General features: G+C 64.4%; 21 protein-coding genes. 11 read left to right on the forward strand and 10 right to left on the reverse strand.

Annotation, left to right across the window (positions count from 1 at the left end; all coding sequences use genetic code 11):
- Positions 1–133 precede the first annotated feature (133 nt).
- Positions 134–841: a hypothetical protein gene (locus tag F1609_RS18240; protein ID WP_167077818.1), complete on the reverse strand. Its 708-nt coding sequence runs from the start codon at positions 839–841 to the stop codon at positions 134–136.
- Between the two features lie 204 nt (positions 842–1,045).
- Here F1609_RS18240 and F1609_RS18245 point away from each other — a divergent pair, with 204 nt between their 5' ends.
- The 8 genes from F1609_RS18245 to F1609_RS18280 all read left to right on the forward strand — a co-directional run bounded on the left by F1609_RS18245 (position 1,046) and on the right by F1609_RS18280 (position 7,539).
- A complete protein-coding gene (locus tag F1609_RS18245) occupies positions 1,046–3,025 on the forward strand; it encodes a hypothetical protein (protein WP_167077819.1) in 1,980 nt (659 codons plus the stop codon).
- Between the two features lie 69 nt (positions 3,026–3,094).
- A complete protein-coding gene (locus F1609_RS18250; protein WP_167077820.1) occupies positions 3,095–3,673 on the forward strand; it encodes a hypothetical protein in 579 nt (192 codons plus the stop codon).
- A 126-nt stretch (positions 3,674–3,799) separates the two neighbouring features.
- Complete coding sequence (locus F1609_RS18255; protein WP_167077821.1) at positions 3,800–4,201, forward strand: hypothetical protein; 402 nt, start codon at positions 3,800–3,802, stop codon at positions 4,199–4,201.
- Positions 4,202–4,206: 5 nt separating this feature from the next.
- Entirely contained in the window at positions 4,207–4,698 is a 492-nt protein-coding gene (locus F1609_RS18260; protein WP_167077822.1) for a protein-tyrosine phosphatase family protein, read from the forward strand.
- A gap of 100 nt (positions 4,699–4,798) precedes the next feature.
- Entirely contained in the window at positions 4,799–5,374 is a 576-nt protein-coding gene (locus F1609_RS18265; RefSeq protein WP_167077823.1) for a phasin family protein, read from the forward strand.
- 87 nt (positions 5,375–5,461) lie between these two features.
- A complete protein-coding gene (locus tag F1609_RS18270; RefSeq protein ID WP_054263370.1) occupies positions 5,462–6,127 on the forward strand; it encodes a TetR/AcrR family transcriptional regulator in 666 nt (221 codons plus the stop codon).
- 12 nt (positions 6,128–6,139) lie between these two features.
- The gene (locus F1609_RS18275) at positions 6,140–6,679 is read left to right on the forward strand and encodes an LOG family protein (protein ID WP_167077824.1); all 540 of its coding nucleotides are present in this window, start codon (positions 6,140–6,142) and stop codon (positions 6,677–6,679) included.
- 17 nt (positions 6,680–6,696) lie between these two features.
- Entirely contained in the window at positions 6,697–7,539 is an 843-nt protein-coding gene (locus F1609_RS18280; protein WP_167077825.1) for an EamA family transporter, read from the forward strand.
- A gap of 20 nt (positions 7,540–7,559) precedes the next feature.
- On the opposite strand, the gene F1609_RS18285 is transcribed toward F1609_RS18280, so the two are convergent.
- From F1609_RS18285 to F1609_RS18295, 3 genes are read right to left on the reverse strand one after another with little or no spacing between them, the layout of a single operon-like run.
- A complete protein-coding gene (locus F1609_RS18285) occupies positions 7,560–10,259 on the reverse strand; it encodes a bifunctional diguanylate cyclase/phosphodiesterase (protein WP_229421937.1) in 2,700 nt (899 codons plus the stop codon).
- Between the two features lie 2 nt (positions 10,260–10,261).
- Positions 10,262–10,708: a type 2 periplasmic-binding domain-containing protein gene (locus F1609_RS18290; RefSeq protein WP_167077826.1), complete on the reverse strand. Its 447-nt coding sequence runs from the start codon at positions 10,706–10,708 to the stop codon at positions 10,262–10,264.
- Between the two features lie 10 nt (positions 10,709–10,718).
- The gene (locus tag F1609_RS18295) at positions 10,719–11,978 is read right to left on the reverse strand and encodes a hypothetical protein (protein ID WP_167077827.1); all 1,260 of its coding nucleotides are present in this window, start codon (positions 11,976–11,978) and stop codon (positions 10,719–10,721) included.
- 493 nt (positions 11,979–12,471) lie between these two features.
- Here F1609_RS18295 and F1609_RS18300 point away from each other — a divergent pair, with 493 nt between their 5' ends.
- A complete protein-coding gene (locus F1609_RS18300) occupies positions 12,472–12,783 on the forward strand; it encodes a hypothetical protein (protein ID WP_167077828.1) in 312 nt (103 codons plus the stop codon).
- A 45-nt stretch (positions 12,784–12,828) separates the two neighbouring features.
- Here F1609_RS18300 and F1609_RS18305 read toward each other — a convergent pair whose 3' ends face one another.
- Complete coding sequence (locus F1609_RS18305) at positions 12,829–13,335, reverse strand: YgjP-like metallopeptidase domain-containing protein (RefSeq protein WP_167077829.1); 507 nt, start codon at positions 13,333–13,335, stop codon at positions 12,829–12,831.
- Positions 13,336–13,437: 102 nt separating this feature from the next.
- On the opposite strand from F1609_RS18305, the gene F1609_RS18310 reads away from it, so the two are divergent.
- Together F1609_RS18310 and F1609_RS18315 are read left to right on the forward strand one after the other, a co-directional pair.
- On the forward strand, positions 13,438–13,641 hold the full coding sequence (locus tag F1609_RS18310) for a hypothetical protein (RefSeq protein WP_167077830.1): 204 nt from the start codon (positions 13,438–13,440) through the stop codon (positions 13,639–13,641).
- 7 nt (positions 13,642–13,648) lie between these two features.
- Positions 13,649–14,410: a hypothetical protein gene (locus F1609_RS18315; protein ID WP_167077831.1), complete on the forward strand. Its 762-nt coding sequence runs from the start codon at positions 13,649–13,651 to the stop codon at positions 14,408–14,410.
- A gap of 58 nt (positions 14,411–14,468) precedes the next feature.
- On the opposite strand, the gene cydX is transcribed toward F1609_RS18315, so the two are convergent.
- Genes cydX through F1609_RS18340 form a run of 5 tightly spaced genes read right to left on the reverse strand, consistent with a single transcriptional unit; the run spans position 14,469 to position 18,175 of the window.
- Complete coding sequence (gene cydX / locus F1609_RS18320; RefSeq protein WP_167077832.1) at positions 14,469–14,627, reverse strand: cytochrome bd-I oxidase subunit CydX; 159 nt, start codon at positions 14,625–14,627, stop codon at positions 14,469–14,471.
- Between the two features lie 9 nt (positions 14,628–14,636).
- Complete coding sequence (gene cydB / locus F1609_RS18325; protein ID WP_167077833.1) at positions 14,637–15,779, reverse strand: cytochrome d ubiquinol oxidase subunit II; 1,143 nt, start codon at positions 15,777–15,779, stop codon at positions 14,637–14,639.
- Positions 15,776–17,338 carry a cytochrome ubiquinol oxidase subunit I gene (locus F1609_RS18330; protein ID WP_167077834.1) on the reverse strand — a complete coding sequence of 521 codons (1,563 nt, stop codon included), beginning with the start codon at positions 17,336–17,338 and terminating at the stop codon, positions 15,776–15,778. The genes cydB and F1609_RS18330 overlap by 4 nt, the downstream gene beginning before the upstream one ends.
- On the reverse strand, positions 17,335–17,547 hold the full coding sequence (cydP, locus tag F1609_RS18335) for a cytochrome oxidase putative small subunit CydP (RefSeq protein WP_167077835.1): 213 nt from the start codon (positions 17,545–17,547) through the stop codon (positions 17,335–17,337). Before cydP ends, F1609_RS18330 begins: the two co-directional genes overlap by 4 nt.
- A 1-nt stretch (position 17,548) precedes the next feature.
- Positions 17,549–18,175: a GbsR/MarR family transcriptional regulator gene (locus tag F1609_RS18340; RefSeq protein ID WP_167077836.1), complete on the reverse strand. Its 627-nt coding sequence runs from the start codon at positions 18,173–18,175 to the stop codon at positions 17,549–17,551.
- Between the last annotated feature and the right edge of the window lie 299 nt (positions 18,176–18,474).

Here is an 18,474-nt window from a genome sequence, read left to right on the forward strand (position 1 = left end):
TGAATAAATATGGCGATAATCGCGCCGATACCGCGTCACAAATGCTCGCCAGGCGCTTGCCTGCCTGCGCTTTGTTCCTTGTCTCAGCACGATTTCGCCATATTTATATTCAACGCATTTCCAACTCAGGACACTAGCGGCGGTAAGGCAATTCCAGGTAGACCTCGAAGGCGCACTCGACCAAATGCTGGCGCACCCCGCACGCGGCCGGATCGCGGCGCGCATCAACTGCCGGCGCAGCGGCGGGGATCGACCAAGGCGTGGCCGCCCGGCACGCTTGCGCCAGCTTGCCGTCGACGCCGGCGGCCCAGGCCGCGTTGAAGCGAAACTGCCCGCTCATGTTGAAACGCAGAGGACGTCCGTAGCGTCTGCCAAGTTCCAGCTCGTTCAGACGGTCGATATCGAGCATCAGGCGTGCTTGCGCGCCTTGCGCCGCGACGCCATAAAATTGCCACCAGGCCTTGCCGGTATAGTCTTCCACGACGGCGTTGGCGCCATTCCGGATCCGGTACACGCTCGACCAGGCGCCATCTTGCCCCGGCCTGGGAAACTGGTAGTGGCCTTCTTTGGCGGGCAGTTCGATGGCGCCGGTGTCGATCTCGTGCGTCTGGCCATTGCTGGCCGCCGTCATGCCCAGCCCGAAGCTCAGCACGGCCGGCCCTTCGACCGCGCCCAGGCGGGTGATCCTGACCTGGGCGCCGCTGGCGCTGAAGGTGGCGGCGCCATCAATGGTGCAACTCATCTTGTCGGAGAATTTGGCCGCCTCGCGCATTGGAATAGCCGTCGCGGCCGCTTGTCCCTGCCATCCGGCCAGCGCCAGCGCCAGTAAATTCCATCGCATCATGTTCTTGTTCACATTCGTCTTTCCGTGGCGCGCAGGCGGCACTTGTCGGTAAGCTAAGTTGACAGTATACAATTAATGTCTAGAGGAAATCTAATGGGACAACGTCCGGCCGCCCCGGCTGGCCGTTTGCCACGACGGGAAGCGAACGCAATGAGATTGAAGGCGGCAATACAATATACGGTACTGAGCGCGGCACTTGCCGTGTTTGCACCCGCGGCACAGGCGTCGAAGATCGCGTATGAGCTTGAATGTCCCAGCCAGTTAGCCGATCTCACGCCCGAGCGCGTCGAGACGATGATGCAGCAGGAGCCGCGGCCCGACCTTGAGTGCTATATGCGGGCCCTGGTGCGCTCGCAAGGGCAGGCCGTGCCTGTCCTGGTTCGCCTGCTGCGCGATCAGCGCGATGTTTCACGCACCGTTGCCCTGTGGACGATGGTTCATCTGGGTCCGGCGGCAGCGCCGGCCTTGCCCGAGCTGATGGCGCTGCACCAGCGCGAGATGGGCGAACTGGACCGCCTGCAGGCGCAAGGCGCCGACTACAAGACCCTTGCGCAAGCGCAAAGTGCGGCGACCACCGTCACGCGCGTGTTCAGGGATCTTGGCCGCGTCGCGCAGCCGGCGATCCCGTATCTGTCGGCGCTGTACGCCAATCCCGCCTACCCGCACGGGCTGCGTGACGAGATCGCCATGGCGATCTGGCAGATCTCCGAGGAAAATGACAGCGCACGCCTGCGGACGATTGCGGCGCTGCTGTCGAGCGGGAAGGTGACGCATGAGGCGGCACAATTGATCGCGCCATTCCTGATCCGCATGGGTAGCCGCGCCAGTCCGGTCTTGCCTGCACTGCGGACAAGCTTGCTCAATGATTGGACGAGCGGACTGATTGATGCTTATCTTGCCGTGCAGGGAGACGAGATCGGTATCCCGTATCTGTTCCAGGTGGGAGGGGAGTCGCCCACGCCGGTTGCCGATACGCTCCGAAAGCGGGGTCCGCTGGCTGACCGGTATGTAACGGACGCCATCAAGCTACCGTCATCGAGAACGGCCGCCATCGCCCTGCTCAGGGACATCGATTTGCCAGGCGCGATGGCGCACCTGGTTGACGAGCTGGACAATCCAGCAAGCGCCGACAGTGCCGCCACGGCGTTCGTTACCATCGGGCGCAAATCGGCGCCGGCCAACCAAAAACTGCTGGCGCTGCTGGACGCCGGCGGCACGCGGGACCGTGCGCGCCGCAATCTTTTGCTCAATGCGATCGACAGCACCGGCCCGGTCACCGGGATTGCGCGCAGCCTGCTGCTCGACGCTTTTCAAGACGACCTGCGGGTGGCGCTGCGACAGAAGGACCTGGAACAGCGTCAACGCCCCTGCAAGGGCCAGCTGTGCGCGCCGGTCGACTGCCTGAGCGCCAGGCTGCTGGAAAAATCCGGAGCGCTCGTGGCGTCCGACTTGCCGATGCTCAAACGCGCGTACCGCGACGCCGCACAGGCCGGTGCGCGCGCGTGCCTGAGCAACACCACCGGTCTGATCGCCAGCCTGGGGTCGCGTCCGGCCCTTGAATTCCTGTACGAGCGTTTCCTGGCCAGCCGCCGCGAGCACGACATGGACGATCTGCGGCGCGGATTGACGATCAATATCGCGCCCGCCGTGCCGCGCATCGCGGCTGGCATTGGCCGCCTGCGCGGCGACCGGCTGGTCATGGTCGAGTCCATGCTGCTCGCGCCGGGCGGCGAAGAGTTTCTGGCAACTTATCAGGCGCGCGTCGTGCCGGGCTTGCTGGCACTGCCATTCGCCGCCGATGCCGATCGCGCGCTGGCGCAGTCGTACAGCGAATACAGCAGATCAATCGGCATGAGTCCCGGCATGCCCGAGAGCACCATGCCGACCACCAGGGGAGGGCTGGCGGTGCTGCGCATCGAGCGCATTGCACCGAGGACGCCTGAACTAATGAGCGTGCTGTTGCGGATGGCGGCCGGGTCCGGCGAGGATGTGGCGAAACAGGCCGAAGCCGCCCTCGGGAACATCCGCATCCAGCAGCGCGCTTTGCGCGCGGCATGTTTCAGGGAGATCGGCGACTGGCTGGTGGCGTTGCCCGCCGGCCCCGCGCAGCGCCGCCTGGCGCGGCTGCAGAAGGTGTATGCTTTCTCGTACAAGGATCACGGCATTGCGCCCCTGGAATAGCCGCGCTGACCCTGTATCATGGCGGCCATGCCACGCAGGCCCGTCTTGCCTGCCCGAGGAGCCGCTGTCTTGCAATCCATCCTGTTTATTGCCGCTGTACTAATGGCAACCCTGTCCGGCGCCGCCACCGCCGGTGCGGACCGGTGCGCCCGCTATGCCGCCGAGCTCGATGTGGGACCCGGTTGCGATTGCGGCAGCTCGCTGCTGCCGGGCTATCCACTCCAACTGCGGGACAGCAGTATTTTGAAGGGTACGCCGGCATTGACGCTGGTCGCCGCCTGCGGATACGCGCCCATCGAAGACTACCATGCCGGTATCTTTCTTTTCAAAGGCAATGTGCGAGCGACAGGGACGTTGAGGATCAGTTGGTCCGAGGTGGTTGGCGAGGTGATCGAGTTTGATATTGCCAGCCCGGCCATCGGCACGGTGCCGTACCTGTTTCGAAGTTTCCAGTTCGAAAACGAAAAGATCCGCTCGCGCCTGCGCCTGCCGCGCTTGACGGAAAGCGAGCGATGCTGGTCGGCGCCGGCCGGCATCGACATCCGGAGCATCCGCGTGGTGGCTGGAGGCGGGACCGATGACGCGGCGACAAAGGCCTTGCAATACCGGATCGTCAAGGCAGGAAAATTTACCCGGTGCACGCAATGAACGCGTAACGATGATGCATTTGCGATACGTTACGCCAACCTCGGCGCGGGAAGATTTTCGCACTGCGTAGAATAAACATGGGCACGGTTACCCGACCTGCGCATGTCGATGAGAATGGACACAACGATGAAATTGGGACGTGATGTATTGGTAATCGACACCAGCGCGTGGTTGCCTGAGTATGGCGAGACGACGGTCGACGTGGCCACCGACGGCAGGGAGCTGTCGGTCATCATCGAATTCGACGGCGAGCAAGTGCTTGAGCGCAAAAAGCTGGTGTTCACATCGGTGTGCTCGTTCACCTACGCGTCATTTCCCGGCGTGGCGACGGCCGCGTTCGAGCATGACCAAGCGCACACGGTGCCGATCGACGCCCTGGCCGAGTATCCCGATTCGGAAGCGGCCACGGCATGGACCAGGCATTTTCCCTATGGCGGCCGGGTACGGCATTACCGTATCTATTTCTTGAGCGCGAACAAATCCCTCACCGTGTTCGCATGCGGTGTCACCTTGGTGGACATGGAGTGAAAACGATGATGCAAGGTCAAGACACCGGAATAGGCCAGATCCGCAAGGTGCTGTTCATGAGCGCCGAGGATGCCAGCGAGGTGCCGCCCGACGTTTCCGCGCGCACGTACGTGCTGCGCATCCTCGACGGGCAGGCGGTCGGACATCACGTCTATCCGCCGCTGCGCGAGGGGCACGCCTGGGTGCGCGAATACGCCTTCGACGACATCGTGCCCGGCGCCGCGAGCGATGCCGGCGCGGCGCCGCATCTTTTCTCGGAAACGATCGCCCGGGCCATCCTGCGCGAGCTGCGCGAGGTGCTGGCGCGCGAAGGGATCGACCTGCTGCTGGTGCACTGTTTCGCCGGCGCCAGCCGTTCCCCGGCCGTGGCCGAGGTGCTGGCCGGCCTGTATGGCGTAGCGATTGCGGACACCTGCTACCCGCGCGATCCGCGCTTCAAGGTCACGCCCAACCAGCATGTGTATGACACAATGCTGCGCGTCGCATCGCAGGGTTGACCGCCGGCCGGCACCGCATGCGCTTTAGAACGCACTCTCTAGCGTAGCTCACTAGAATGGATCGCAGATCCGACCCCTATTTCATTCACGGAGTTCCGCAATGACAAAAAAACTCAAGCCGCAGGCCGTCGAGGACGACTCGCAACTGGCCGACGCCGTGCGCGCTTCGGCGCACCAGATCTGGCAAGCCGGCCTTGGCGCGTTCGCCAAGGCGCAGGAAGAGGGCAGCCGGGTATTCAGCAAACTGGTCCAGGAAGGCAACGACCTGCAAAAACGCACCCGCTCGATGGCCGAGGACAAGGCCGGTGGCGTGGCCGAGGGCGCCGCCAGCGTGGCCGAGCTGGTGGCGCGCCAGGCGTCCGGATCATGGGACAAGATGGAGCAGGTGTTCGAAGACCGCGTCACGCGCGCCCTGGCGGGCATGGGCGTGCCGACCCAGGAGCAGTTCAAGGCGCTGGCCTCGCGCGTCGAGGAATTGAGCAAGCAGGTGGCTGAACTGAGCGGTAAACCGGCTCCGGCGGCAGCCGCCGCCAGGAGCGCCGCGAAGACGGCGTCCAGGGCGCCTGCCAAGCCGGCAGCGAAGAAAGCCGCCAAGCCAGCCGCCAAGGCAGTGGGGACGCCACGCAAGCGCGCAACAGCCAAAGCCCCTGCACCGCCGGGCGGCGAGGACGCCTGACCGTACGCCGGGGTATCGTCATTGGCCTGTGAATACCCCCATGTTCGGTGTTATGCTTGCATGAGAAAAAACACCGACCGCCCCGCCATGCTACAGAAAGCTCCCCGCCGCACCCGTGAACGCATCCTCGAATTGTCGTTACGGCTGTTTAACGAGTTCGGCGAGCCGAATATCACGACCACGGTGATCGCCGAGGAGATGAATATTTCTCCGGGCAATCTCTACTACCATTTCCGTAACAAGGATGACATCGTCAATTCGATCTTCGTGCAGTTCGAAGCCGAGATCGAACGCATCCTGACGGTGCCGGACGGGCGCCGCTCGAACATCGAGGACGTGTGGATCTACCTGCACCTGATGTTCGAACTGATCTGGCGCTACCGCTTTTTCTACCGCGACCTGAACGACCTGCTCTCGCGCAACCGCAAGCTCGAACTGCATTTCAAGCTGATCCTGGCGCACAAGATCAAGGTGGCCAAGGAACTGTGCGAAGACCTGCGCAGCGAAAAGTCGCTCGAAGCGTCGGACGCCGACATCAACGCCATGGCCACCAATATGGTGGTGGTGGCCACCTACTGGCTGTCGTATGAATACGTGCTCAATCCGCGCAAGTATTCGGAGCAGCAGGCCATGTCGGACGCGCTGGCGCGCGGCTGCTACCAGGTGCTCTCGCAGATCGGTCCTTACCTGCGCGGCGACACGCACCTGCTGTTCCAGAAGCTGTCCGAGGAATACCTGAAAAAACTCAAATAAGAAGCGGCACACATGAAATCAATCGCAGTCTATTGCGGCGCCTCGTACGGCGCCTCGCCGCTGTACGCGGACAGCGCGCGCGCCATGGGCCGCGCGCTGGTGGAGCAGGGCATCGGTCTTGTATTTGGCGGCGGCAAGGTGGGCCTGATGGGCGTCATCGCCGACGAAGTGCTGCGTCTTGGCGGCCAAGCGGTCGGCGTGATTCCGCAGGCGCTGGTCGAGCGCGAACTGGCGCACCAGGGCCTGACCAAGCTGTTCATCGTGCGCGACATGCATGAGCGCAAAGCCATGATGGCCGAACTGTCGGACGGCTTCATCGCCATGCCGGGCGGGATGGGCACGCTCGAAGAACTGTTCGAGATGCTGACCTGGTCGCAGCTCGGCATCCACCGTAAACCCATCGGCGTGCTCAATGCCGGCGGCTTTTACGACCTGCTGGCCGCGTTTGTCATGCACCAGCATCGCGAAGCGTTCGTGCGCGAAGACCATGTGGGCCTGATGATGGTCGAAGCCGAGCCGGAGGCGCTGCTGGCGCGCCTGCTGGCCCGCTAGGCTAAGCCGGCCACCCCGTGTCCGGCGCCATCGTGCTGCTGGTGCTGTTTGCCGCGCTGCTGCACGCGAGCTGGAATGCACTGGTCAAGGCCGGCCCCGACAAACTCCTCTCCACCGTGCTGGTAGCTTGCGGCAGCGCTCTGCCGGCCGCGCTGGCGCTGCCGTTCCTGGCGCTGCCGGCGCCGGCCAGCTGGCCGTGGCTGGCCGCGTCCGCGTGCATGCACCTGGTTTACTACCGGCTGCTGGCCGCCGCCTACGCGCATGGCGACATGAGCCACGCCTATCCGCTCATGCGCGGCAGCGCGCCCCTGCTGGTGGCGCTGGCGTCCGCCGCGTTGGTCGGTGAAGTGCTCAGCGTGCGGCAGTATGGCGCGATCGCACTCATTTGCGCCGGTGTGCTGGCGATGGGGCTGTGGCGCGGCGCCGACACCACGCCGCCGTCGCGCCGCGCCACCCTGTTTGCCTTGTTCAACGCCGCCGTGATCGCGTGCTACACCCTGATCGACGGCGTCGGCGTGCGCCTGTCCGGCGCGCCAGTGGCCTATACCCTGTGGCTGTTCGCGCTGTCGGCGCTCGTGCTGCTCGTGTCGGTGGTGGGCAAACGGCACGCCCTGGCTGACTACGGCCGCCGGTACTGGAAGACCGGCCTGCTCGGCGGCCTGGTGTCGATGGCCTCGTACGGGCTGGCCTTGTGGGCCATGACGGCGGCGCCAGTGGCCGTCATCGCCGCGCTGCGCGAAACCTCGATCCTGTTCGCGGCGCTGATCGCCAGCGTGTTCCTGCGCGAGCGGCTTGGCGTGCGGCGTGTGTGCGCGGTCGGTTTGATTGCGGGTGGCGCGGTGGCGATGCGGTTTGCGTGACGGCGCATCAGTCAGTTTCGTCACGCCGCATCGGCCTCTGGCGCGAACAATGGCCGCCCGGCGCTGTCGCAGCCGGCCTGCATGCGCGCCTGTTCTTCCAGCAGCAACGCGATCTGCGCCGCCGGCACCGGGCGGCTGAACAGGTAGCCCTGCATTTCGTCGCAGTCGTTGTCGCGCAGGAAGGCGCACTGCTGTTCGGTCTCGACGCCCTCGGCGATCACGCGCAGCTTGAGCATGTGCCCGAGCGAGATCACCGCCTTCGCAATCGCCTGGTCATCGGTGTTGTCGGCCAGTTCGCGCACGAAGGACTTGTCGATCTTGAGGGTGCTGATGGGGAAGGACTTGAGCGCCGACAGGCTCGAATAGCCAGTCCCGAAGTCGTCGATCGACAGCGAAATGCCCATCGCCTTTAGCTCGCGCATCTTGCCGATCGACTGCGACAGGTCGCGCATGATCAGGCTTTCGGTCACTTCCAGCTCCAGCGCGCCTGGTGCCAGGGCGCTCTCGCGCAGGGCGGCGGCGACCCGTTCGACCAGGCGCTTTTCTTCGAACTGGCGCGGCGAGACGTTGACCGACATCGTCACCGGCGCCAGGCCCGCATCCTGCCACGCCTTGTTCTGGCGGCAGGCCGTGTGCAGCACCCAGTCGCCGATGGCGACAATCAGCCCGCTTTCTTCGGCCAGGCCGATAAAGCGCATCGGCGAGACTACGCCATGCTCGGGATGCTCCCAGCGGATCAGCGCTTCGACCCCGAAAATGAGGCCGCTGCGCAGGTCCACCTTGGGCTGGTACAGCAGATGGAACTGGGCGTCGTCGAGGGCGCCGCGCAAGCCTTCGAGCAGCACCAGTTTTTCTTCGACGCTGGCGTTCATTTCGCGCGTGTAGAACTGGAAGTTATTGTTGCCCATCTCCTTGGCGCGGTACATGGCGGCGTCGGCGTTCATCATCAGGGTGTTCGGTTCGGCCCCGTCGCGCGGGTACATCACCACGCCCATGCTGCAGCTGACCTGGACTTCCTGGCCGTCGAGCAGGATCGGTTCAGTGACGGCCTGGCGGATCTTTTCCAGCACCGGCGCCACCGCCATCGGGTTGTCCGCCTGGTCGGGCAGGATGATGATGAATTCGTCGCCGCCGAAGCGCCCCAGGGTGTCTTCGCGCCGCACGCAGGCGGCCATGCGCGTGCCCACCACCTTGAGCAGTTCGTCGCCGGCGTTGTGACCGAGGCCGTCGTTGACCAGCTTGAAGCCATCGAGGTCGATGAAGGCCACCGCCACGCAGCGCCCGCGCCGCTGGGCCTGGACGATGGCCTGGTCCAGCCGGTCGCGGATCAGGCTGCGGTTGGGCAGTCCGGTCAGCTCGTCATGGTGCGCCATGTGGCGGATGCGTTCTTCCGCCACCTTGCGTTCGGTGATGTCGCGCACGATCGCCACCACGCCGTCTTCGACCGCCACCACCTGGCGGTGCAGCCAGCAGGTGCGATCGCCGCTCAGTTCGGCCAGCCATTCGGCTTCGTGCACGCCGCCGGCCAGGGTGACCTTGATCAGGTCCTCGAAGATGCCGGTGTCCCGGAATGCCGGCAGCATGGCCGACAGGCGCATGCCGCGCAGGGCCGGCTTGTCCATGCCGGCCAGTTTTTCGGCGCGCGTGTTGGTCGCTTCGATGACGAAGTCGGTGATCGCGCCGCTCTCGTCGAGAATGCGGCGCATGACGAAAAACGCATCCAGGCTCGCTTCCGACGCGGCGGCGTAGGTTTCCTGGGCGCGCCGGATGCGGCGCCGGGTGCGCGTGAGCTGCCACGACCAGACGCACACCAGGGTGACGATGACGACCAGCACGGTGCTGCTGCCGCCGGCCACCCACAGGTAGTTGCGGCGCTGCTGCTCGAAGGCGGCCATCGATTCGTGTTCGGACAGGCCGACCAGCGCGGTCAGCGAAAAGCCGTGCAGGCGGCGCACGCTGGTGTAGCGCGGCACGCCGTCCCAGCCGCTGGCCACCACCTGGCCGGCGCCGGTGCCGGACGAGAAGCGCGGCGCGCTCTGGCCCCAGGTCACCTTGTCGCCGATGCGCAGGGCGCGAAACACGCCATCGGCGCCGTACAGCCCGAGCGCCCCCGACTCGCCCAGGCGCGAGCGCTCGTAGCCGCTGGTGAAGTAGGCCGGGTCGACTTCGAGGATGACGATGCCGGCGAACTTGCCGTCGGTGTCGTTCAGGCGCCGCGTGAAGTGCAGGTGCCAGTCCTGGTTGGCGTCGTCGCGCAAGGTCTGGCTGGCGTAGGACGTACTGGTGTCGCTGTCGCGGTGAAAGCCGAAGTAGCCCTGCTGCGACACGTCGATCTCGCGCGCCGGCGGGTTGCTGGCCACGACCATGCCGTCGCGGTTGGCGATGCTGACCACGAACACCAGGCCGGACGGCAGCAAGCCTTGCTGGTCGAGGGCGGGCAGGGCGCCGGCCGTACCTTTCAGCTCGACCGCGTACTTGAGCACTTTCAGGGTCTGGTCGATGCTGCCCAGATTGCGCTGCATCTGCGCTTCGTAGGTGTCGATCAGTTCCTGGCTCGACGCGCGCGCGGCGTTGGCGGCGGCGCTGCGCTCGATGCCGATGAAGTGGTCGGTCGCCATCCAGATCATCACCAGCAGCAGCAGCGCGAACAGCGGCAGCGAGATGTGGGTTTCCTGCCCGAGCCCGAGCAGGCGCGTGAGGCGGGCGCGCATGCTGTTCATGCTCAGCGCACCATCAGCACGGCCTTGACGCTCGGGTCGAGCGCGGCCTTGTCGATGTAGCCGATCAGGGCGGGATTGTCGGCCACCATGCGCCGCACGGCGGCACTGTCGCCGGCTTCCTTGGGCGGCTGGCCGCGGCCGGTGAAGATCATCTTGGTCCAGTAAGCCTTGAGCAGGGCCGGCGTCTTGCTGGTCACGCGCGCATAGAATTCGTCGCGCAGGGCGCTGCCGATGCGCTGGTCGAGCGCCACCGCTTCGGCGCCGTCGGGAAAGGTGCCGGCCTGGCCGAGGAAGATGTCGGCCACCTGGTCGGCGCGCAGGCTGGCGACCGGGCTCCTGGCCGAGACGATCACCACCAGTTCGGCGCCGCAAGCGTGCAGCGATGACGCGGACAAGACTGCGGTCATGGCGCAGCTTGCCAGCAGGCGGCGCAGGGTTCGATTGTGCATGGCGCCGTCCTCAGAACACGAAATCGAGCACCGCGCTCGCGAGGTTGACGCGCGGGCGCTCGCCGAAGCCCGGCTGCACGTTGAGCAGGGTGCCGCGCGAATGCGCGTCCGGGCGCACCCGGTCGTACTGGAGCTTGAGCGCGACGTTGCGGCGCACGTCCCAGCGCACGCCGGCGCTGACGGTGTTCTGCACCGATACGCTCATCAACAGGTAGTTCAGGCCCGCATTGAGCTGGCCGGCCGGCGCGGCCAGCGCCGGCGGCAGGCCGTCGAGCGCCAGGCCAGGGTCGCGCGTGGGACTTTTGGCGTGCGACGCGGCGTAGGTCAGGTACGGCGTGAAGGCGCCGATACGGTAGCCACCACCGGCATAGCCGGTGAGGGTCTTGCCGAGGAAGGAATGGGAATTGAAGCGGCCCACTTCGGCCATCACGAACCAGTCGCCGGGGTCGTAGCCGGCGCCGATGGTCAGGGCGTTGAAGCGCTTGCGCTCGATCCCGTACTGGCGCGCCAGGGCCTGGCCGGGAGGGCCGAACTGATTGAAGCCGTCGAACAGCTCGTCGGCCAGGTTGATCGACACTTCGCTGCTGAAGGCGCTCACGCGGCTGCTGAAGGCGCCCCGTTCGGCGGTGGTGGACACGCCGGTGAGTTTACGCGCCTTGACGGTGTAGCCCTGGTACAGATCGAAACCGGTGCCGCCGACGAAGGCCTGGGTGAGCAATTTGAGACCGCCCGCCTTCCAGCGGTAGCTGGCGTCGACGCCGTCGCTGCTGCTGATCGAGAGGGCGCCGTACACCTCGCCGGGCGTGCGCGCCCACGGATAGGCGTAGCCGATCTTGCGGTAGTCGGCTGCGAGGAATATCGGCAGGGCGATGCGGCCGACGCGCAGCGACAGGTCGGGCGTGGCCTGGTATTTTACGTTGGCCCACTCGACCAGCGGGCGGTAGCTGCGGTCGAGCCGCTGTTCGGTGATTACCTGCACCACGCCCGACCATTGCTTGTTGATGGTCACGCCGAGCTGCGCGCCGAGACGGCTGTCCACGTGCGGGCTCCAGGCGTCGCTGTAGCCGGCGCCGCTCGCTTTGAGCACGCTCGCGCCAAAGTCGGCCCGGCGGTTGTCGGAGTGGCTCACCGCCGCCGTGCCGAAGCCGCCGAAGGTCCAGGCCAGGCCGTCGGGATCGGCCGCCTGCGCCACGCCGCCGGCCAGCAGTGCGACAGAAATGCATGCGCGGGTGGCGACGACTTGGGCGGTGCGTGGGTCAGGCTTGGTCATGAATAGAGGTCCGGTGAAGCATGCTTCGCGCAGGCGCAGCACCGGCGGAGGCGCGCCGGCTGGGTCAGGTGCGGGAATATTGTCGGTCAGGCTAGCGCGGGTTTGGCCAGCGCGGGATTCAGGCTCGACTTTATAGAGCAGGGTGGCGCTTGTCGAACATTTTCCTCACGAACGTAATCGCCCTGATAACTTGTGCTGCGGAAAAGCAACATTCGGAGAGATTGTGGGATCGCTCGAGCGCGGCTGCCCGGCTGACGGGACCGAAACGGTGGTCGCAGGGGGTTGTGGCAGCCCCCCCTCATTGCTCCGCAAGCTGGTCATCCACCATTTCAATCGAATAATATTGTCAATTGTTCGACATGCGTCTATTCTCAACGTCGTAGCGCATCAATGCGTCTTCCCAGATGCACACTCTTTCATTTTTTAATAAATCAACACGCCGGTAACTTGGACTGCGATGGTCTGATACGCCAGGGTGCATGAAGGTCGAACCATGTTGTTTACTGTCTCCGCGACGTTTTCCGACTTCAGCATGGCGTACGAACAGTACGAAGCCGACGGCCCGGCAGCGGCGCTGATCATGTTCTTATCCCGTGCCGAATCGCTCAACCGATATGAACCTGCGCTACGCCAGCTCGCGTGCCGAAGCGATGGGCACGACCTCTTGCATGTGGCAGGTGGCATCCGCGGTCTCTGGATCTGGCATCTGATGACGCCATTGGAGCCGGACGACATCGGGATGTACGGAGGCACCGTGATTCAAACCGATCCCGACGCTGAGCTACGTGGGGTGCCGATTGCCTGACGCAGTTGGCAACGCGCTCGCGCGAACGCCGCAACGGCGCCGCGCCTACCAGAGGCGCTCGCCCGACACATCGAGCTGGGTCAGGTACAGCCTGAGGTCGAATTCGTACTGGTGGTAGTTCGGCTCCATGTAGCAGCACAGCTTGTAGAACGCCTTGTCGTGCTGCTTTTCCTTGACGTGCGCCAGTTCGTGCACGGTGATCATGCGCAGGAACTCGATCGGCGTGTCCTTGAACACGGTCGCGACGCGGATTTCGTGCTTGGCCTTGAGCTTGTTGCCCTGCACGCGCGAGATATAGGTGTGCAGGCCCAGCGCGTGCTGGATCACATGCAGCTTGCTGTCGAAAACGACCTTGTTGATCGGGTCGGCGTTGCGCAGGAATTCGGTCTTGAGGTCTTGCACGTAGTCGTACAGGGCACGGTCGGTGCGCACCTCGTGGGCGGCGGGATAGCGCTGCTTGAGTACCTCGCCGAGCTTGTTTTGCGCGATCAGCTGGGTCACTTGCGCCTGCGTCTGCTCGGAATAGGCGCTCAGGTATTTAAGGGGTTGCATGTGGGCACTTTACCACAGCGCCGCCGGCAAGCCTGGCGGCATCAAGCCGCAGCCGGGGCCGGCAATGATGCGTTGATGGCGTACTTGTGGCATCATCTCATCATGAAAGCGCTCAAAAGTCCCCTTGCCGTCGAACTGCTTGCCGATCCGGCGGCACGCGACGAGCTACGCCGTTTCCTGGTCGGCAAGCGTCAAGGCTCGCCAGCGACGCCGCAAAGCGCCGCCAGCGGACCGTTCCAGATCCGTCGCGGCGGCTCCGCCGTCACGGTCAAGGTCGAACTGGTGCCCAAGGCAAAGGCCGCATGACGGTCGGATGAATATTGCCCTTCCCGCACTCATTGCCTTCCTGCTGCTCTTGCCCGGCTTTATTTTCAGAACCCGCCTGAAGCGCTCGGAGCGCACTTCCCTCGATTTTTCGCCGTTCGGCCAGGTAGTCGCCGAAGCGGTGCTGTGGTCGCTGATGGCGCACCTGGCCTGGCTGGCGCTGTCGGCGGTGGTCTTCGGCCAGCGTTTCGCCCCGCTGGTGCTGATGGAACTGCTGTCCTCCGCGCCGTCGATCCAGGCCGATGCCACGGCCGCCGTGGCCGCCGGTTTCAGCTGGATCGCCGCCTACTTCGTCAGCCTGTTCCTGGCCTCGTTTGTCCTGCCGACCCTGGCGCGCCTGATCATTTCGCGTTACCGGCTGGACCGCTCCACGGCGCGCCTTGGCCCGTTTTTCCGCTTCCACGACGCACCCTGGTACTACCTGCTGACCGGCGCCGATTTCAAGCAGGAGGACGCGCCCGACTTCATCATCGTCTCGGCCGTGGTCGAAATTGCCAAGGAAGCCGTGCTGTACGTGGGCGTGCTGGACGAATTTTTCGTCAATGCGGAAGGACAGCTCGACCGCATGGTGCTGCAAGGCGTATCGCGCCGGCCGATGGTGGCCGACAAGCCCGGCCCGGATGCACCCGACGCCAGCGACAGCGAGCGCTTCTACGAGGTCGACGGCGACTCGTTCGTGCTGCGCTACAGCGAAACGATCACGCTCAATGTGCAGTACGTCAAAATCACCGAGGAGCAGGACGCGCCCTGACGCCATCGGCCGGTAACGATCCGGCCGCCCCCATCCCGGAGGGCCGCCGGCGTGGCAATCAGAACAGGCGGTTTTCCTTGTTCGCCTCTTCAAAGCTGGTCCGCGTCACATCCTCGTCGCGCAGGCCGAACGCGTAGTTCGCCTCCAGCCACATCACGTTGATGATGGCGGCCGAGAGGGCAAGGCCGATTCCCAATATCCAGGCAAAATACCACATGGTCTGCTCCTAGTAAGATTCGTGTTCGTTTTCGCGGATATGCGCGGCGGTGACCTTGCCGCGCATGATCGAATAGACCCAGCTGGTGTACATCACCACGATCGGCAGCATGATCACAATCACCCAGAACATCACGCCCAGGCTCTTGTGGCTGGCCACCGCATCCCACGCGGTCAGGCCGCTGCCGGGCGAGAGCGAGGACGGCATGATGAAGGGGAACATGGCGGCGCCGGCGGTGAGCACGATCGCGCCCACCGACACGCCGCTGGCCAAAAACGCCAGCAGGCTGCGGCGCGCCGCGCACAGCAGCACCGCCAGCGCGGCCCCAAACAGGCCCATGGCCGGGAAGGCGATCGTCAGCGGCCAGCGCGTGTAGTTATCCATCCACGCGCCGACGCCGCGTTCGACCACTTTGGCGGTCGGCATGAAGGCCGAATCGACCGGCGGCATCGAAACGATGCGAAAGCCGTCGAGCCCCGTGGCGACCCACAGCCCGGCCGCGCCGAAGGCGAGCAAGGTGAGCGCGCCGGCCGCCATGGCCGCCTTGCGCGCGCGCTCGGCGATGACGTCCTCGGTCTTCTGATACAGGAAGGTGGCGCCGTGCATCGTCAGCATTGCCACGCCCAGCACCCCGGCCAGCAGGCCGAAGGGATTGAACAGGCCGAGAAAGCTGCCGGTGTACTCCATGCGCATGGTGTCGTCGTAGTGGAACGGGACGCCCTGCAGCAGGTTGCCGAAGGCGATGCCGAAGATCAGCGGCGGCACGAAGCCCCCGGTGAACAGGCCCCAGTCCCAGGCATTGCGCCAGCGCGTGTCGGCCAGTTTGCTGCGGTAGTCGAAACCGACCGGCCGGAAAAACAGCGCGAACAGCAGCAGCATCAGCGCCACGTAAAAGCCCGAAAAGGCGGCCGCGTACACCAGCGGCCAGGCCGCGAACATGGCGCCGCCGGCGGCGATGAACCAGGTCTGGTTGCCTTCCCAGGTCGGCCCGATCACGTTGATGATGACGCGCCGTTCCATGTCATCCTTGCCGAGGAAGGGCAGCCACATGCCGACCCCGAAGTCGAAACCGTTGGTCAGCGCGAAGCCGATCAGCAGCAGGCCGACAAAGCCCCACCAGATCACCTTGAGCGTGTCGTAGTCGAAGATCATGCGGCCTCCTTCTGTTCCCAGTGATATTTACCCGTATGCAGCGCGCTCGGGCCGAGGCGCGTGTACTTGATCATCAGTCCCATCTCGATCACCAGCAGCAGCGTGTAGAAGCCGATGAAGCCGGCCAGGCTGAAATACAGGTTCGACACCTGCAGGGTCGACGCCGACAGGTGGGTCGGCAGGATGCCGGCGATGGTCCACGGCTGGCGGCCATATTCAGCCACCACCCAGCCCAGCTCCGCCGCCACCCATGGCAGCGGGATCGCGCACACGGCCAGCTTGAGCAGCCAGCGCTGCTGCGCCAGGCGCTTGCGGATCAGGAAGTAGAACGAGGCGCTGAAGATGAACAGGAACAGGAAGCCCAATCCGACCATGATGCGGAAAGACCAGAACAGCGGCGCCACTTTCGGCACGGTGTCGCCCACCGCCATCTTGATCTGCGCTTCGGTGGCGTCGATCACGCGCGGGGTGTACTTTTTGAGCAGCAGGCCGTAGCCCAGGTCGTCCTTCAGGCGCAGGAAGTCGGCGCGCGCCTCGGGCGACTTGTCGCCGCTTTTCAGGCGCGTGAGGGCCGCGTACGACAGCATGCCGTTGCGGATGCGCGTCTCGTGCAGCTTTTTCAGGTCCTTGATGCCGGTCACCTGGGTGTCGGTCGAACGGGTAGCGATCAGTCCCAGCACGTATGGGATCTTGACCGCGTAATCGGTGCGTTCTTCTTTATCGTTGGGCAGGCCGATCAGGGTAAGGCCGGCCGGTGCGGGTTCGGTTTCCCATTCGGCTTCGATGGCGGCCAGCTTGACCTTGTTGACTTCACCGGCGGTGTAGCCCGATTCGTCGCCCAGCACGATCACCGACAGCGTCGAGGCCAGGCCGAAACCGGCCGCAATCGCAAACGAGCGCAGGGCGAACGGCACGTCGCGCGCCTTGAGCAGATAAAAAGCCGATACGCCCAGCACGAACATGGATGCCGTCACGTAGCCGGCAGAAATGGTGTGCACGAACTTGACCTGCGCCACCGGGTTGAAGATCACATCCGAGATGCTGACCAGTTCCATGCGCATGGTCTCGAAATTGAATTCGGCGCCGACCGGGTTGTTCATCCAGCCGTTGGCGATCAGGATCCACAAGGCCGACAGGCTCGATCCGAGGGCCACCAGGAAGGTCACGCCCAGGTGCTGCACTTTCGACAGGCGCGACCAGCCGAAGAAGAACAGGCCGACAAAGGTCGACTCGAGGAAGAAGGCCATCATGCCCTCGATCGCCAGCGGGGTGCCGAAGATGTCGCCCACGTAGTGCGAGTAGTAGGCCCAGTTGGTCCCGAACTGGAATTCGAGGGTGATGCCGGTGGTGACGCCCATGGCGAAGTTAATCCCGAACAGCTTGCCCCAGAACTTGGTCATGTCGCGGTAGATTTCGCGACCGGTCATGACATAGACCGATTCCATGATCACCAGGATCCACGACAGGCCGAGGGTGAGGGGAACGAACAGGAAGTGATACATGGCGGTCGCGGCGAACTGCAATCGCGACAGGCTGACAACATCATCGATGGGAATCATGGCGTGGCCTTGGCAGGAGTAAGTGGTGGTGGTTTCGGTCGGGGCGTGGCGAGCAGGTGCTGTTCGACCTGCGCGGTCGGCATGCGCATTTTTTTCACCTGGGGCGTGGAGAAGAAGGCTTTGTAGAACATGAACAGGATGACGGCCTTCAAAACCAGCACCAGCGTGATCGCCAGTGCGAACGGGAGGCGGTGAAGAAGGGCGCGCATCTTATTCGCCTTTGCCGCTGGCGTCGCCGCTACCGGCTTCGGCTTGCTCGGGTGCGACCGGTTCCGCAGGGCGTTTCTTGCGGAAGGTGCCGCGCACGGTGTCGCCCACGTTGAGCAGGGTCTTGACGGTGGAGCCCATTTTCATCAGCGAGGTCAGGGTTTCGGGCGAGAGGCGCTGGACATCGTCGAACCAGGAGCTCGACAGCTCGATCAGGTTATACATTTCGCGCATGCGCTCCTGGGCCACGCGGTCGGCGTCGGTGGCCGGCGTTTCAAGCAGGGCGTCGCGCAGCATCGACAGGGTCGGCTCGACTTCGCGGCGGCGGCGTTCCTCAAGCAGGGCCTTGAAGATATCCCAGATATCCTTGGGCGGCTCGAAGTACTCGCGGCGGTCGCCCGGCTGGTGCAGCAGCTTGACCAGGCGCCAGGATTGCAGCTCCTTGAGGCCCATCGACACATTCGAGCGCGAAAACTGCAGATGTTCAGCGATTTCGTCGGCATTGAGCGGCTTGGCCAGCACGTACAGCAGCGCGTAGATCTGCCCCACGGTCCGGTTAATGCCCCAGCGGCTGCCCATTTCGCCGAAGTGGAGGATGAATTTCTGGGCAAGTGGACTGAGATTTGTCATGTCTATAGGTCTTTGGAAGTATTGAATTTTCAGGAATTACTGAAATTATAGAAGGTTTACGAATTACGTGCAGGGGAGAGCTTGGAATGCCATTGCTGCGTCGCTGGGTGTCCTCGCTGGGTGTCAGGTCTGATATTCGGACACGAACTGGACGGTCAGGCGGGCGCCCGCCTGCTTGGCAGGCGCGTCATGTGACTAGATATAAAGGATGAGGTCGTGCGTATCCGGGCCGGGTCCAAATGTCAGACCTCACACCCAGGGGGCAAGGATGAGGCCGTGTCCAAATGTCGGACCTGACA

It is taken from the genome of Massilia aquatica (genome assembly GCF_011682045.1).
Classification (GTDB): Bacteria; Pseudomonadota; Gammaproteobacteria; order Burkholderiales; family Burkholderiaceae_D; genus Telluria_A; species Telluria_A aquatica.